Origin of the sequence: Carboxylicivirga longa, assembly GCF_050589825.1 — a bacterium.
Classification (GTDB): domain Bacteria; phylum Bacteroidota; class Bacteroidia; order Bacteroidales; family Marinilabiliaceae; genus Carboxylicivirga; species Carboxylicivirga longa.
Map to the genome: position 1 here is coordinate 20,243 of NZ_JBNGOZ010000001.1, position 12,586 is coordinate 32,828.

The 12,586-nt window shown below is 42.3% G+C and carries 10 protein-coding genes; 9 read left to right on the forward strand and 1 reads right to left on the reverse strand.

Annotated features, from left to right (window positions below; all coding sequences use genetic code 11):
• Positions 1 to 213: 213 nt before the first annotated feature.
• Positions 214 to 2,667, reverse strand: coding sequence for a phenylalanine--tRNA ligase subunit beta (gene pheT / locus ACRD7A_RS00080; protein ID WP_430809291.1), 2,454 nt, complete (start codon positions 2,665 to 2,667; stop codon positions 214 to 216).
• Between the two features lie 289 nt (positions 2,668 to 2,956).
• On the opposite strand from pheT, the gene surE reads away from it, so the two are divergent.
• The 9 genes from surE to ACRD7A_RS00125 all read left to right on the forward strand — a co-directional run bounded on the left by surE (position 2,957) and on the right by ACRD7A_RS00125 (position 12,526).
• Positions 2,957 to 3,739, forward strand: a complete 783-nt coding sequence (gene surE / locus ACRD7A_RS00085) for a 5'/3'-nucleotidase SurE (protein ID WP_430809292.1) — start codon at positions 2,957 to 2,959, stop codon at positions 3,737 to 3,739.
• Positions 3,729 to 4,025 (forward strand): hypothetical protein, encoded by a 297-nt coding sequence (locus tag ACRD7A_RS00090; protein ID WP_430809293.1) that lies wholly within the window; start codon positions 3,729 to 3,731, stop codon positions 4,023 to 4,025. Before surE ends, ACRD7A_RS00090 begins: the two co-directional genes overlap by 11 nt.
• A gap of 18 nt (positions 4,026 to 4,043) precedes the next feature.
• Positions 4,044 to 5,195 (forward strand): lipid-A-disaccharide synthase, encoded by a 1,152-nt coding sequence (gene lpxB, locus ACRD7A_RS00095; RefSeq protein ID WP_430809294.1) that lies wholly within the window; start codon positions 4,044 to 4,046, stop codon positions 5,193 to 5,195.
• Between the two features lie 6 nt (positions 5,196 to 5,201).
• On the forward strand, positions 5,202 to 5,933 hold the full coding sequence (gene gldF, locus ACRD7A_RS00100; protein ID WP_430809295.1) for a gliding motility-associated ABC transporter permease subunit GldF: 732 nt from the start codon (positions 5,202 to 5,204) through the stop codon (positions 5,931 to 5,933).
• Positions 5,934 to 5,987: 54 nt separating this feature from the next.
• The gene (gene gldG, locus ACRD7A_RS00105) at positions 5,988 to 7,646 is read left to right on the forward strand and encodes a gliding motility-associated ABC transporter substrate-binding protein GldG (protein WP_430809296.1); all 1,659 of its coding nucleotides are present in this window, start codon (positions 5,988 to 5,990) and stop codon (positions 7,644 to 7,646) included.
• A gap of 224 nt (positions 7,647 to 7,870) precedes the next feature.
• The gene (gene dnaN, locus ACRD7A_RS00110; protein ID WP_430809297.1) at positions 7,871 to 8,998 is read left to right on the forward strand and encodes a DNA polymerase III subunit beta; all 1,128 of its coding nucleotides are present in this window, start codon (positions 7,871 to 7,873) and stop codon (positions 8,996 to 8,998) included.
• A 269-nt stretch (positions 8,999 to 9,267) separates the two neighbouring features.
• Complete coding sequence (locus ACRD7A_RS00115) at positions 9,268 to 10,641, forward strand: DUF4932 domain-containing protein (RefSeq protein WP_430809298.1); 1,374 nt, start codon at positions 9,268 to 9,270, stop codon at positions 10,639 to 10,641.
• 139 nt (positions 10,642 to 10,780) lie between these two features.
• Complete coding sequence (locus tag ACRD7A_RS00120; RefSeq protein ID WP_430809299.1) at positions 10,781 to 11,383, forward strand: hypothetical protein; 603 nt, start codon at positions 10,781 to 10,783, stop codon at positions 11,381 to 11,383.
• Between the two features lie 309 nt (positions 11,384 to 11,692).
• Positions 11,693 to 12,526, forward strand: coding sequence for a metallophosphoesterase (locus ACRD7A_RS00125; protein WP_430809300.1), 834 nt, complete (start codon positions 11,693 to 11,695; stop codon positions 12,524 to 12,526).
• Positions 12,527 to 12,586 lie beyond the last annotated feature (60 nt).

The following is a 12,586-nucleotide window of genomic DNA, read 5'->3' on the forward strand; positions in this document are numbered from 1 at the left end:
GAATGTTTGAAAAGTCAAGCATTCCTCTTTTTTTGTCTTATATTGAACCTTTTAAGTATTAAGGTGTTTAAATATTAGTTAGATTTTTTTCATAGATTTGGATTTTTGAGTTAAGGTTAGGAAGAAAGAAGGAGCTAGTGATAGTTCCTTTTTTTTGTACACTAAAAAAGGCGAAAACATTGTTTTCGCCTTTCCTGTTGATGCTCTTTAATATTATTTTCTGATAAGCGCGCCCAAATCTCTTTCGTAGGTGCTCATCATTTTCTTCATTATTTTATCAATCTGTTTGTCGTTCAGTGTTTTATTCTCGTCTTGGAGAATAAAGCTAACGGCATATGATTTCTTGTCGGCTCCCAGTTTCTCGCCTTCAAATACATCGAATAAAGATACTTGCTTAAGAAGTTTCTTTTCTGTTTTCAGGGCAATTTGTTTTACCTGTTCAAACTTCACATCTTTATTGATTACCAGTGCCAGGTCGCGTTTTACCTCCGGAAATTTAGGTATCTCGGTGAAGGTAACGGTTTTCTTGCTGCTTTTTTTCAGGATGATATCCCATTTAATTTCGGCAAAATATACTACGACATCAATATCGAAGCTTTTCAGTATTTTATTGTCTACCAAGCCATAATCAATCACTGATTTATCACCTTGCGCTAAGGATAAGCCTTCGGCAAACAAATCGCACTTGGTCTCTTCTTCCTTAAAATCACTGAAGGAAAGACCCAAACGAATCAGGATGTTCTCAACCTGGTTCTTAAGATCGAAAAAGCTGGTTTTTTGTTCCGGCGTATTCCAGTTGGTTGTAGCTTTATTACCCACCATAAACAGTGCGAGCTTTTGCTCTTCGTTGTAGCTGCTCAGGTCACTTTTATCGCTGCCATCGGCATAATGATAGGTGTTACCGTATTCGAAAAACTTAAGGTCGCCACTGCGTCGGTTGATGTTGTGCTGTATAGACTCAAGGCCTCCGAATAAGAGGGTCTGACGCATTCCGTTCAGGTCATTACTCAGTGGGTTAGCGAGCTCCACCACGTTTTCGCGCGGGTAAGTCTTGCTTGCTTCGTAGTAGGCAGCCTTGGTTAATGAGTTGCACATAATCTCACTGAAGCCCTGTGCTGTCAATTGGTTAGCTATGCAGTTTTTCGATTTATGGTCATCGGGTTTTTGTGAATATACAATAGTGCTGTTCACCGATGATGGCATCTCTATGTTATTATAGCCATAGATGCGTAATATTTCTTCAATGATGTCGGCCTCGCGCTGCACATCAACCCGATAAGGAGGTACCAATAGCTTCAGATCAGTATCGGTTTCGTTCGTGATCTCGATATCCAGTGCTACCAGAATACTTTTGATAGTGTCTTTCGAAAGCGACTTACCAATGAGGCGATGGATATTGTGGTAGCTTACATTTACCTCGAAGGGATTGATGGGTGTAGGGTAGTTATCTGTAATTTCGCTTGAGATAGTACCGCCGGCAACTTCCTTGATCAATAGAGCAGCACGTTTTAGCGCATATACCGTTATGTTAGGATCAATGCCACGTTCAAAACGGAAGCTGGCATCGGTGCTTAATGTATGGCGTTTGGCCGTTTTACGCACCCACACAGGATTGAAGTAGGCACTCTCAAGAAATATCTTTGTTGTTTTTTCTGTCACCCCGCTTTTATTGCCGCCAAATACACCGGCAATACACATACCTTCTTCGGCGTTGCATATCATCAGGTCTTTGTCTGATAGCTCACGTTTAACTTCATCCAGTGTTTCAAAGCATGTGCCATCGCTCAGTGTTTTAACAATCACCTGGTTGCCGGCAACGGCATCGCCATCAAAGGCGTGAAGGGGCTGTCCTACTTCGTGAAGCACAAAGTTGGTTACGTCCACCACGTTATTGATAGGGCTTAGGCCTATGGCTTTTAATTTATTCTGTAACCACTCGGGTGACTCCTGAATGGTAACATCACTGATGGTAAGGCCGCAGTAGCGCGGACAAGCCTCGGTGTTTTCCACCTTCACCGTTACGGGGTAGTTGGTATTATCTACTTTAAAGTCATCCACCGATGGTAGGGTGAGTGAAACATCATTGTTTTGCTGTTTCAGGTAGGCAGCCAGGTCGCGTGCTACACCATAATGAGAAGCGCCATCTACCCGGTTGGGGGTTAGGTCAATCTCAATAACGGTATCGGTTTCTACGGCAAAATAATCTTTCGCCAGGGTGCCGGGCTTCAGCTCAGCCGGCAAAACCATAATTCCATCATGGCCGGCGCCTAAGCCCACTTCGTCTTCGGCACAGATCATGCCCATGGATAGCTCCCCTCTGATTTTAGACTTTTTAATGGTAAAGCTGTCATCATCGCTGTAAAGCACGGTGCCCACCGTTGCCACAAGCACTTTTTGGCCAGCTGCTACATTGGGTGCGCCACATACAATGGGCAAGGATTCTTCGCCACCAACATCAACGGTAGTAACACTCAGTTTGTCGGCATTCGGATGCCTTTCGCATGTTAACACCTCACCAATCACCAGGCCTTCCAATCCACCTTTTATTGATTGTACTTCTTCCATTCCACCCACCTCAAGTCCGATGTCAGTCAGTATTTCGCAGGCCTTCTCAGGCGCTAAATCAATATTCAGGTAATTCTTTAGCCAGTTGTATGAAATATTCATTCGTCTAAAATCATTATTTGTTGAACATCAAAATGATACGTATGTATCTTTCCTCTCTTTCAAAAAGAGCAAACAAAAGTAATTATTTTGACTGCTGTAAACTAATTATTTGCCCGTGTTTTTATGATTTTCAGATGAGAATGTATGCGTGCCGGACAACAGGTACTTTGGTGGATAGCGACCAGAAATAGCGCCAGGCGCCCAACGGCCTTTCGGGCGAAGAAAGGGCAGGGGCGCATGGGAATTGATACAATATGCCTATCTTTGGTCGGTTAAAAGGAATGTTTATATGTCGAAAACTGAGATGGAACGACCTTTGATTTTAGTAACTAACGACGACGGTATTAAGGCCGGAGGGTTAGAGTCATTGGTGAAAATGTTGATGCAGATTGGTGATGTAGTAGTGGTGGCGCCCAATGAATCGTATTCGGGTATGTCGCACGCCATTACGGTAAAATCACCCTTGTATGCTAAGTTGGTGAAAGAAAAAGAGGGTCTGAAGCTGTATAAGGTGAACGGAACACCTGTCGATTGTGTTAAGCTGGCCATTAATGTCCTGCTCGATCGCAAACCCGATTTATTGGTATCAGGCATTAATCACGGTACCAACTCCAGCATTAGCCTGCACTATTCAGGCACCGTTGGGGCTGCGCGTGAGGGAGCGCTCAACCAAATACCTGCGGTGGGTTTTTCTTTGTTGAACTATCGTTATGATGCTGATTTCAGTGAGGCTGTTAAAGTTGCCAGTCATGTTGTGAAGTCGGTGCTGGAGGATAAGTTGCCGGTGGGCACCTTTATTAATGTGAATATCCCTGATATTAACCCGGTTAAGGGGGCCCGTGTGGTGCGCCAGAGCAAAGGAAAATGGGTTGAGGAATTCAGTGAGCGGCAGGATCCACGGGGACGTACCTATTACTGGTTAACCGGACATTTTGAAAACCTGGAACCTGAGGCCAGAGATACCGATGAGTACATTCTAAGCAAGGGTTATGCCTCTATTGTGCCTTGTCATCTGGATGCTACCAATTACAATCTCTTGTCCTATATGAAGGAGCAAAACTATGAATTGTAAATGCAATAAACTGTATATCGGCATGGTAATTGGCCTTGTTCTGCCAATTATCATGTCTTTAGTACTCTATTTTTTTGTTTACCGGGGCGACCTGGTCTATGGATCGTTTCTCAGCCAATTGGTGAGGACAGGTAATATGGGGCGCCTCCTGAGTGTGAGTGTGCTGCCCAACCTGCTCGTATTTTTCATTGCAGTTAATAAGGAGCGTTTGCTGGCGGCACGAGGCATTGTTACATCTACCATACTGTATGCCATTGCCGTGTTTGTATTGCGTTTTCTGATGTAAGCTAAAACAAGCTATACTATGCGTTACTATATCATTGCCGGCGAAGCGTCAGGCGATTTACATGCAGCCAATCTTATGAAGGCTCTTAAAACGCAGGACGAAACGGCTGAGTTTCGTTTCTGGGGCGGCGACCTAATGGCTGCACAGGGCGGGACGCTGGTGCGTCATTATAAAGATACGGCTGTTATGGGGCTTTGGGATGTGCTGACGAACCTGAATACCATAAAAAAGAATTTTAAGAGTTGCCAGGATGATCTGTTAGCCTATAAAGCCGATGTGCTCATATTGGTTGACTATGCCGGTTTTAACCTGCGTATGGCGCGTTTTGCTCATGCTCATAATATTTTGGTATATTACTATATATCGCCCAAGGTGTGGGCCTGGAATCAGAGTCGCGTAAAAAAGATAAAGGCCAGTGTGGATCGTATGTTTACCATTTTGCCTTTCGAGACCAAATTTTTTCAGGCGCATGGGGTAGAGGTGCAGTACAGTGGCAACCCGGTGCTGGATGCCATTGATAACCGACCGAATAAAAATGAATCCTTCGCTGATTTTATCAAGCGAAATGGCTTGGATGAGCGCCCCAAGGTGGCCTTGCTGGCCGGTAGCCGTAAGGGTGAGATAAGCTACAATCTGCCTGCCATGCTTCAGATGGTGGATAAGTTTCCGGATTATCAGTTTGTGATTGCCGGGGCTCCTTCCTTTAGTGTGGAGGAGTATAAACCGTTTGTGGGAGATGCCGATGTGGCGCTAGTGACAGGCGAGACTTATTCGCTGCTGCAACAGGCAAGAGCAGCGCTTGTTACCTCCGGAACGGCTACGTTGGAGACAGCACTTCTAGACTGTCCGCAGGTAGTGTGTTACCGCATGTGGGGGGGAGCTTTTACCGATTGGGTGGCAAGATTAGTAATTAAGGTACCGCATATTTCACTGGTTAATTTAATTTTGGAAAAAGAAGCGGTACGGGAGTTATTTCAACGTGACTTCTCACTTGCTAAGCTGGAGCAGGAGCTTGGTCTGCTGCTGCAGGAAGGACCAAGGCGTCAGGCCATGATGGACGACTACCAGGAGTTGCATCGTCGCATGGGGGAAGCGGGATCGAGTAGGCGTACCGCACAGCTGATGTTGACTGCCCTTAAAGCAGATCTAAAAAACAAACAGGAAAGATAATTGCCTATGATTGCATTATTTAAGCGTGAATTAACTGTATTTTTTAGTTCAGTAACCGGCGCCCTAGTCGTTTCGGTATTTCTACTACTCACAGGTTTATTTCTTTGGCTCATCCCCAATGAGCTGAATATTCTTTATGCCGGATATGCCAGCCTTGACTCTTTGTTTTACATCGCACCGTGGGTGTATTTGTTTCTGGTGCCGGCGGTTACCATGCGTTTTTTTGCTGATGAGAAAAAAATGGGTACCCTTGATATGCTGATGACACGACCCGTGTCACCCATGCAGATTGTGAGTGCCAAGTTTATGGCAGGGCTGTCTGTGGTTATTATCAGCCTGGTGCCTACGCTTATTTATGTGTTTAGCGTATATCAGCTGGGGCTGCCTGTTGGGAATATGGATATGGGAGGTACCTGGGGCTCATACATTGGCCTTTTGTTTTTAGCGGCTGTGTATGTTTCCATTGGCGTTTTTGCCTCCTCGCTCACCGAGAACCAGATTGTGGCCTTTGTGTTGGCTGTGCTCCTCGCCTTTATGTTTTATGATGGTTTTGATACACTGGCTTCTTTGCCGGCCTTGGAGAACTATCGCGAGCTAATCAGTTACCTGGGCATCGATAGTCATTACCGCTCGCTGAGCCGCGGTGTAATCGATTCGCGCGACCTTGTGCATCTGACTTCCCTGGTGTTCTTCTTTCTATATTTAACCAAATTGTCACTGCTCCGTAACAAGCGCTAATATTTTGTTGTTCCTATGTCTATTCGTTTCAATCAAACCCAAAAACTTATTCAAGTGACTCTTTTGTTGGCTGCCTTGCTGGTTATTGCCTGGATAAGTCAACAGTTTTTCTTTCGCATCGACCTGACCAGCGAGAAGCGTTACACATTAACGGAAACATCACAGCGCTTTATGCAGGAGCTGGAGTCGGAGCTATATGTCAAGGTGTATCTGGATGGCAACCTGAACAGTGGATTCCGGCGTTTATCCAATGCTACGCGCGAGATGCTGGAAGAGTTCAAGTCGGAAGGGGGCACTTCCATGTATTTCGAGTTTGTCAACCCCGATAAGGGCGGAGCCGATGATCGCAAAGCACTGATGGAGACTTTGGCGGAATATGGTTTTGAGCCCCAGGCGGTGTTTGAGAGTGCTGAGGATGGCCGCCAGATACAATCTAATGTTTTTCCCTATGCCCTTGTGTATTATCAGGATCGGATAGTGGGTGTTAACCTATTGGATAACCTGCCTTCGCGCAGTGGCGCTGAGAATCTGAATACCTCCATTGAAGGCCTGGAGTATAAATTTACCAATGCCTTTAAGCGCTTGCTGAGCCGTGAGAAGCCACGCATTGCTTTTTTGGAGGGGCATGGCGAGCTGGATGAGTTGGAGGTGATTGAAGCTACCGATGCTTTGTCGGCCTACTATCAGGTGGATAGGGGACAGATAGGTAGTGATGCCGGTATTTTAAAGCCTTACAAAGCGGTGATTATTGCCAAGCCCACCCAGCCTTTTACCGAGAAGGAAAAGTACGTGCTTGATCAATACCTGATGCAGGGCGGGCGCATTCTTTACCTGATGGATGCTGTGAGACTGACGCTGGACAGTCTGCGCTCGTCACCGCAAACTATCGGTTTGTATAACGATGTGAATTTAGATGATCAGCTTTTCAAATACGGAGTACGTGTTAATCCGGTAGTTGTGGAGGATGTGCAGGCGGGTCGTATTATACTCAATGCCAGGCCGCAGGGGCAGCCGCAGATGGTGCCTGTTCCGTGGCTGTATAGTCCGCTGTTGTCATCGGCGCAAAATCACGTTATCACACGTAATATTAATCTGGTGCGGGGGTCTTTTACGGGCACCGTAGATACGGTGGGTGTTGGTTTGGAGCTAAGCCGTCAGGTCTTACTGCGTACTTCGCAATATACCAAGGTGAATCAAACACCGGTTTTTATTTCCATGGCCGATGTGAATAAGCAGCCTAAGCAGAGTGAGTTTAACGCATCGCATCAGGCGGTGGCCCTTGTTCAGGAGGGGCGGTTTCCTTCGGTTTTTGCCAATCGTCAGGTGCCGGCAGGTCTTACGGGAGTGGATAAGTTCAGGGGCAAGAGTGTGCCCACCAAAATGCTTGTGGTGGCCGATGGTGATATTATCCGTAATAAAGTACGCTTTAAGCAGCAGGCTAATCCGCAAATACTTCCGTTGGGTTACGATGAAGGCTCGCGCATGCTCTATGGTAACAAGGACTTCATTGTAAATGCTGTTAATTACCTATGCGACGATGAAGGGTGGATGGCCCTACGGGGGCGTCACCTTACATTGCGATTGCTCGATAAACAAAAGTTATCGCAGGGCACGGCTAGCTGGAAGTGGCTTAATGTGGGCTTGCCCATCGTGCTTGTGCTATTGGGTAGTATCCTGTTTGTGTACCTTCGTTATCGCCGCTTTGGCCGATAAAATATGGTGTGTTACCGGCTTGCTTTGTCTTGTTTCGATTGTCTATCGCGGCTTGTTTGCTATTGTTAATAACTCATGAAAAATTAAAGAAAACAGGGCTTTGCAGCCATGCCTTTTTTCGTATCTTGCATACCTACGCATTTATTCATTCAAAAGACGAAGTGAATAGTCGTAATTATCTGTTTTTTTGATATATTTGATAAAAACTAATAACGAAATAACCTATGAAATTTGTAGTTTCCAGTACGGAATTACTATCGCATCTGCAAGCTATTAGTCGTGTGATTAGTAATAAAAGTACATTACCAATCCTTGATAATTTTTTATTGGATCTGAAAGACAGTAAACTGGTGATGACAGCGTCTGACCTGGAGGTGACCATGGTAACGTCGCTGATGCTTGAAAATGCCGATGGGGATGGGGTAATTGCATTGCCTTCGCGTATTTTACTGGAGACGCTAAAGAAATTTCCTGAGCAGCCCTTGAATTTTGAAATTAACATGGATACTTTTGGTGTTGATATCATTACTGAAAAGGGTAAGTTTAGTATTGTGGGGCAAGATGGAGCAGACTTTCCGGAATTGCCAACACTGGATGCAGACAAGAGTTCGGGACTGCAAGTGCCGGTTGACCTTCTTGAGTCAGGTATCAATAAAACTTTGTTCGCTACAGCTGATGATGAGTTGCGTCCGGTGATGAATGGTATTTTGGTGGAGCTGTCGCCCGATAATATGACTTTTGTGGCTTCTGACTCGCACAAGCTGGTGCGTTACCGTCGCCTGGATGCCACCACTGAATTTACAGCATCCTTTATTTTACCCAAAAAGCCGGCAGGATTGCTTAAGAATGTATTGCCTAAGGAGAGTGGTGATGTATCCATTGAGTTTGATGATAAGAATGCCTTTTTTACCCTGCCCAACTATAAGTTAGTGTGTCGCTTGGTGGAGGGTAATTACCCAAGTTATAATGCAGTGATACCACAGGATAATCCTTACAAGGTGATCATCGATCGCAGTGAGTTTCATAACACCCTGGGACGTGTATCCATCTTCTCTAATCAGGCCAGTAATCTGGTGAAGCTGAAGATGACGCCCGGTGAAATGGTGGTGTCGGCGCAGGATATTGACTTTAGCATCTCGGCACACGAGCGATTAAGCTGTCAGTACGAAGGCGATCAGATGGAAATTGGTTTTAAGTCGGGCTTCTTGGCTGATATCCTCGATAATCTGAATTCCACTGATGTGATTCTTGAATTATCGGATCCTTCAAGAGCCGGTATTCTTCTGCCCTTTGAGAATAATGAAAACGAAGATGAGTTGATGCTGTTGATGCCGATGATGATTAACGTGTAATATTTGTTTGTACTTAATATATAAAAGCCGCTGTATCTTTTTCGATATAGCGGCTTTTATTGTTTTACAGAGAATTTTAGCAATGGAGAGCTTGCATGTATGAAGGGGGTCAGCAGAAAGCCTGTTTCTTGTGGCGATGCGGAGCAGCCTTATCAAATGCCAATTAGTCCATAGGTATATTAAATATATTATGTAGCTTCAAGGGCAATATAAATAATATGATTTGTATTGGGGAGTTATGGCAAATTAAAAACTAAACCAACTATACTATGAGACAACTAACTATCTTCCTATCTTTATTATTGAGCAGCTCATTATTAGCTCAGAATAAGTTAGTTCCAAAATTTGATGAACGAATAGAATTATTAAGCGTTGTTTTTCGATTGGCTGAATCACCCGAATACATCAATAATTCAATAAAGTTGTATTCTGATTCCGTAGATGCCTACTTCAATCAGTATAAAAATCATGAAGTGGTAAAACTAGCCCAAAAGCTACGTAAGAAAAATGGTGTTGCCTATGATGCTGTTATGTCCATGGCAATTCATTTGCGCATTGATAATAACACAATACGATTTGATGAATCCTTAACGCGTAAAAACCTCGATAACCGTTGGGGGAAGTACAGCGACAATTTCGTCACTAAACTTTCTGATTTTTACAGCAAAAGCGAGTTCAAACAATTCTTTAATAGAAACAAACCGCTGTATGAAATTGCAGAAGAGCGCTTTGGTAATATTAGTCAGTCGCTAGATATAGAATGGTTCGAGAACTTTTATGGATACCAGCCAAAGGGCAAATATCACATTGTTCTTAGTTTACTAAATTATGGAAACTATGGTCCCAAAACATTAGCCAAATCAGGAGAAGAAAACATCTATTCTATTCTTTGTGCATGGGAAACAGACAGCCGTGGAACTCCTAAATATCATGCCAATCAAAAGGGAACCTTAGTTCACGAATTTTGCCATTCATTTTGCAATCAATTGGGAGAAAAGTATATCCCGCAAATGGAACCAAAGGCAACCGAATTTTATAAAACTGTTTCAAAGTTAATGCGCAGACAAGCCTATGGTTCATCGCAAACTATGATTAATGAAATATTGGTTAGGGCCAGTACGATTAGATATTTTGAAGATACGGGAGTAGATGAAACTTCTATTGATAGAATGTTGCTCAGTGAACAGGCTAATGGTTTTTTGTGGATTGATACTCTTTATCAGAGCTTTAATAATTATACCAGCAATCGTGAAAAATATGCAACTCTTGATGATTTTATGCCGCAAGTTGTGAGTTTGCAGAATTCATTATTACCTGAGGAGCTTCTTAAAAATTATAATAGTAACTGCCCGCGTATTATAAGTTCATCAATTACTAATGGAGCTAAAGATGTATCACCAAGCTTAAGCGAAATTATAATCGAATACGATAGGCCGATGGCAAGTTATGGTATTTCTGATAAGGGCAATCCACCGGAATTGGAGGTGGAGTGGAAAGACCAGCAGCATACAATTTTGAGTGTTAAGGTTGTTTTAGAAAGCGATACTGATTACGCGCTTCATTTCCATCCGCCATTTAATGTCGATCGATATAAGTTTCCTCTTAAAGAAAGCTTTAAGCTTAAGTTTAAAACTAAAAAATAACATGCCATAACAAACCGTAATAATGCATAGCTTGCCGCAGGCGCAACACAGGCTGCGCATCATACGGCAGGCCGTTGTAGCCAAAGCTGCTACAGATGAGTAGAATTATCTAAAACAAGAAACTATTAAGAAGTGAAATATGAAAGACGATAAAATAGAATTTAATTTTTTCGCTCAGAGTTATGCGCAATTTCTTATTTTAGAGGCATTGACTTTTAACGAAAAAATGCTTTCTAAGGAATTGTTTGAATATGTTGTTGAGAAAAGCAATCCTAGTTTGTTGAGCGCGTCTGTGAAACAATTGAATATATACTTGTTAGAAATGGTTTCTATTGGACTAATAGACTTGGAGCATATTCCAGAATTAAGAAACCAAGAACAACAGTCTTTTTCAATTACTGAAGCTGGAATTGAAGCATTGAGAAATAGAACTTTTCAAAGTGTCGCTTCTTCGGCTTTCTTTAATAGACAGGCGATTAGATTGTCAAGAAGAACGTTGTATTTATCAATTATTTCAGTTGGTATTGCCTTGATTTCAATATTTATTTCAATAAGCTCTTCAAATTCAAGTTATATAGAATATCATAATATGAAGAAAGAATTCAATGAAATAAGAAAAATTCTAATTAATACTGATTCTGTTGAATTTAAACTAAATCGTATGCAACTCAATGAAATTATTTCAGCGAATAAGTTAGATACAATCATAATAATAGATAAAGCTCAGGCTACAACACGCTAGAATAAAGCATATGGGTACAATGATTTTTAGGAAGTTGAGTGGGGTTTTTGAACACCGCCAAATCTTTGATTTGGCTTTCATGAAAAGGTAAAACAAATATGCGCATTGGCTCCGCTCCTTTTGGGAAGTTGGTAAGGTTAAATCGCCTTACGACATCATGCGACAGGCCGCTGGCGAAAATACAGGCATCACTTTAATCTTGAAAAATTTTATACCTGGACTGGTTTCACAAACGTCCATGGAGATAAAAAGTACATCCTTATAGTCTTATAATAAGACTATAATCAACAATTATAAAAGAATAGTATTATGAAGCTACAAATCAATAAATATTTACTAATTGCGGTGCTTATATTCAGTATCTCATGTACAGAAAAAGAAGATGAGTCTTTTTCTTTTGTTCAATTATGCGATACTCAGTTAGGCTTTGATTCTGAGGGTTATGAGAATGATGTTGATAAGTTCAAGCGAGCTGTTGCTCAAATTAATGAACTCAACCCAGATTTTGTGATTGTGTGTGGCGACCTTGTTAATATTCCAGTTGACAGTACATTTTCAGACTTTAAAAAAATTGCTGCAGGTTTGAAAATGCCATGTTATAATGCCCCGGGAAATCATGATGTTGGAAATAATCCGACAGATAGTACGCTTACTTATTATCGTAAAACGATCGGAAAGGATTATTATGAATTTCATCATAAAGGATATTCATTTATAGTGACCAATAGCCAATTGTGGAAAGGAAACTCCGGTAATGAGTCAGATAGACATGATCTTTGGTTTAAGCAGACTTTAAAGAATCAAAGCGCTAAGAATTATCCTGTAGTTGTAGTTGGGCATTATCCCTTGTTTTCTGAAAAGCCTGAAGAGGAGGAAGGGTATTTTAACTTTCCATCCCTTAAAAGGCAAGAGCTGCTGGCATTATTTTCACGAAACAATGTTGTTGCTTACTTATCAGGTCATGCTCACAAGTTAATCATTAACAATTATGACAATATTCAAATGGTAAGTGGAGAAACGCTCAGTAGAAATTTCGACAATAAACCTTTTGGATTCAGACTTTGGCAGGTTTCGCCAGATACTGTAATGCAAAATTTTGTTCCCTTGCAAACAACATTAGTTCATGACGGAATAATTAAATAATCTTGGTGAATTAATAACTACTGGGGTATAGAGACATTGTTATTAGAGAAAGCTTCTATA

Bases quoted from the DNA above. Each gene is read 5' to 3' on its own strand.
- pheT (WP_430809291.1), bottom strand. From the start codon at position 2,667: ATGAATATTTCATACAACTGGCTAAAGAATTACCTGAATATTGATTTA.
- surE (WP_430809292.1), top strand. From the start codon at position 2,957: ATGTCGAAAACTGAGATGGAACGACCTTTGATTTTAGTAACTAACGAC.
- ACRD7A_RS00090 (WP_430809293.1), top strand. From the start codon at position 3,729: ATGAATTGTAAATGCAATAAACTGTATATCGGCATGGTAATTGGCCTT.
- lpxB (WP_430809294.1), top strand. From the start codon at position 4,044: ATGCGTTACTATATCATTGCCGGCGAAGCGTCAGGCGATTTACATGCA.
- gldF (WP_430809295.1), top strand. From the start codon at position 5,202: ATGATTGCATTATTTAAGCGTGAATTAACTGTATTTTTTAGTTCAGTA.
- dnaN (WP_430809297.1), top strand. From the start codon at position 7,871: ATGAAATTTGTAGTTTCCAGTACGGAATTACTATCGCATCTGCAAGCT.
- ACRD7A_RS00115 (WP_430809298.1), top strand. From the start codon at position 9,268: ATGAGACAACTAACTATCTTCCTATCTTTATTATTGAGCAGCTCATTA.
- ACRD7A_RS00120 (WP_430809299.1), top strand. From the start codon at position 10,781: ATGAAAGACGATAAAATAGAATTTAATTTTTTCGCTCAGAGTTATGCG.
- ACRD7A_RS00125 (WP_430809300.1), top strand. From the start codon at position 11,693: ATGAAGCTACAAATCAATAAATATTTACTAATTGCGGTGCTTATATTC.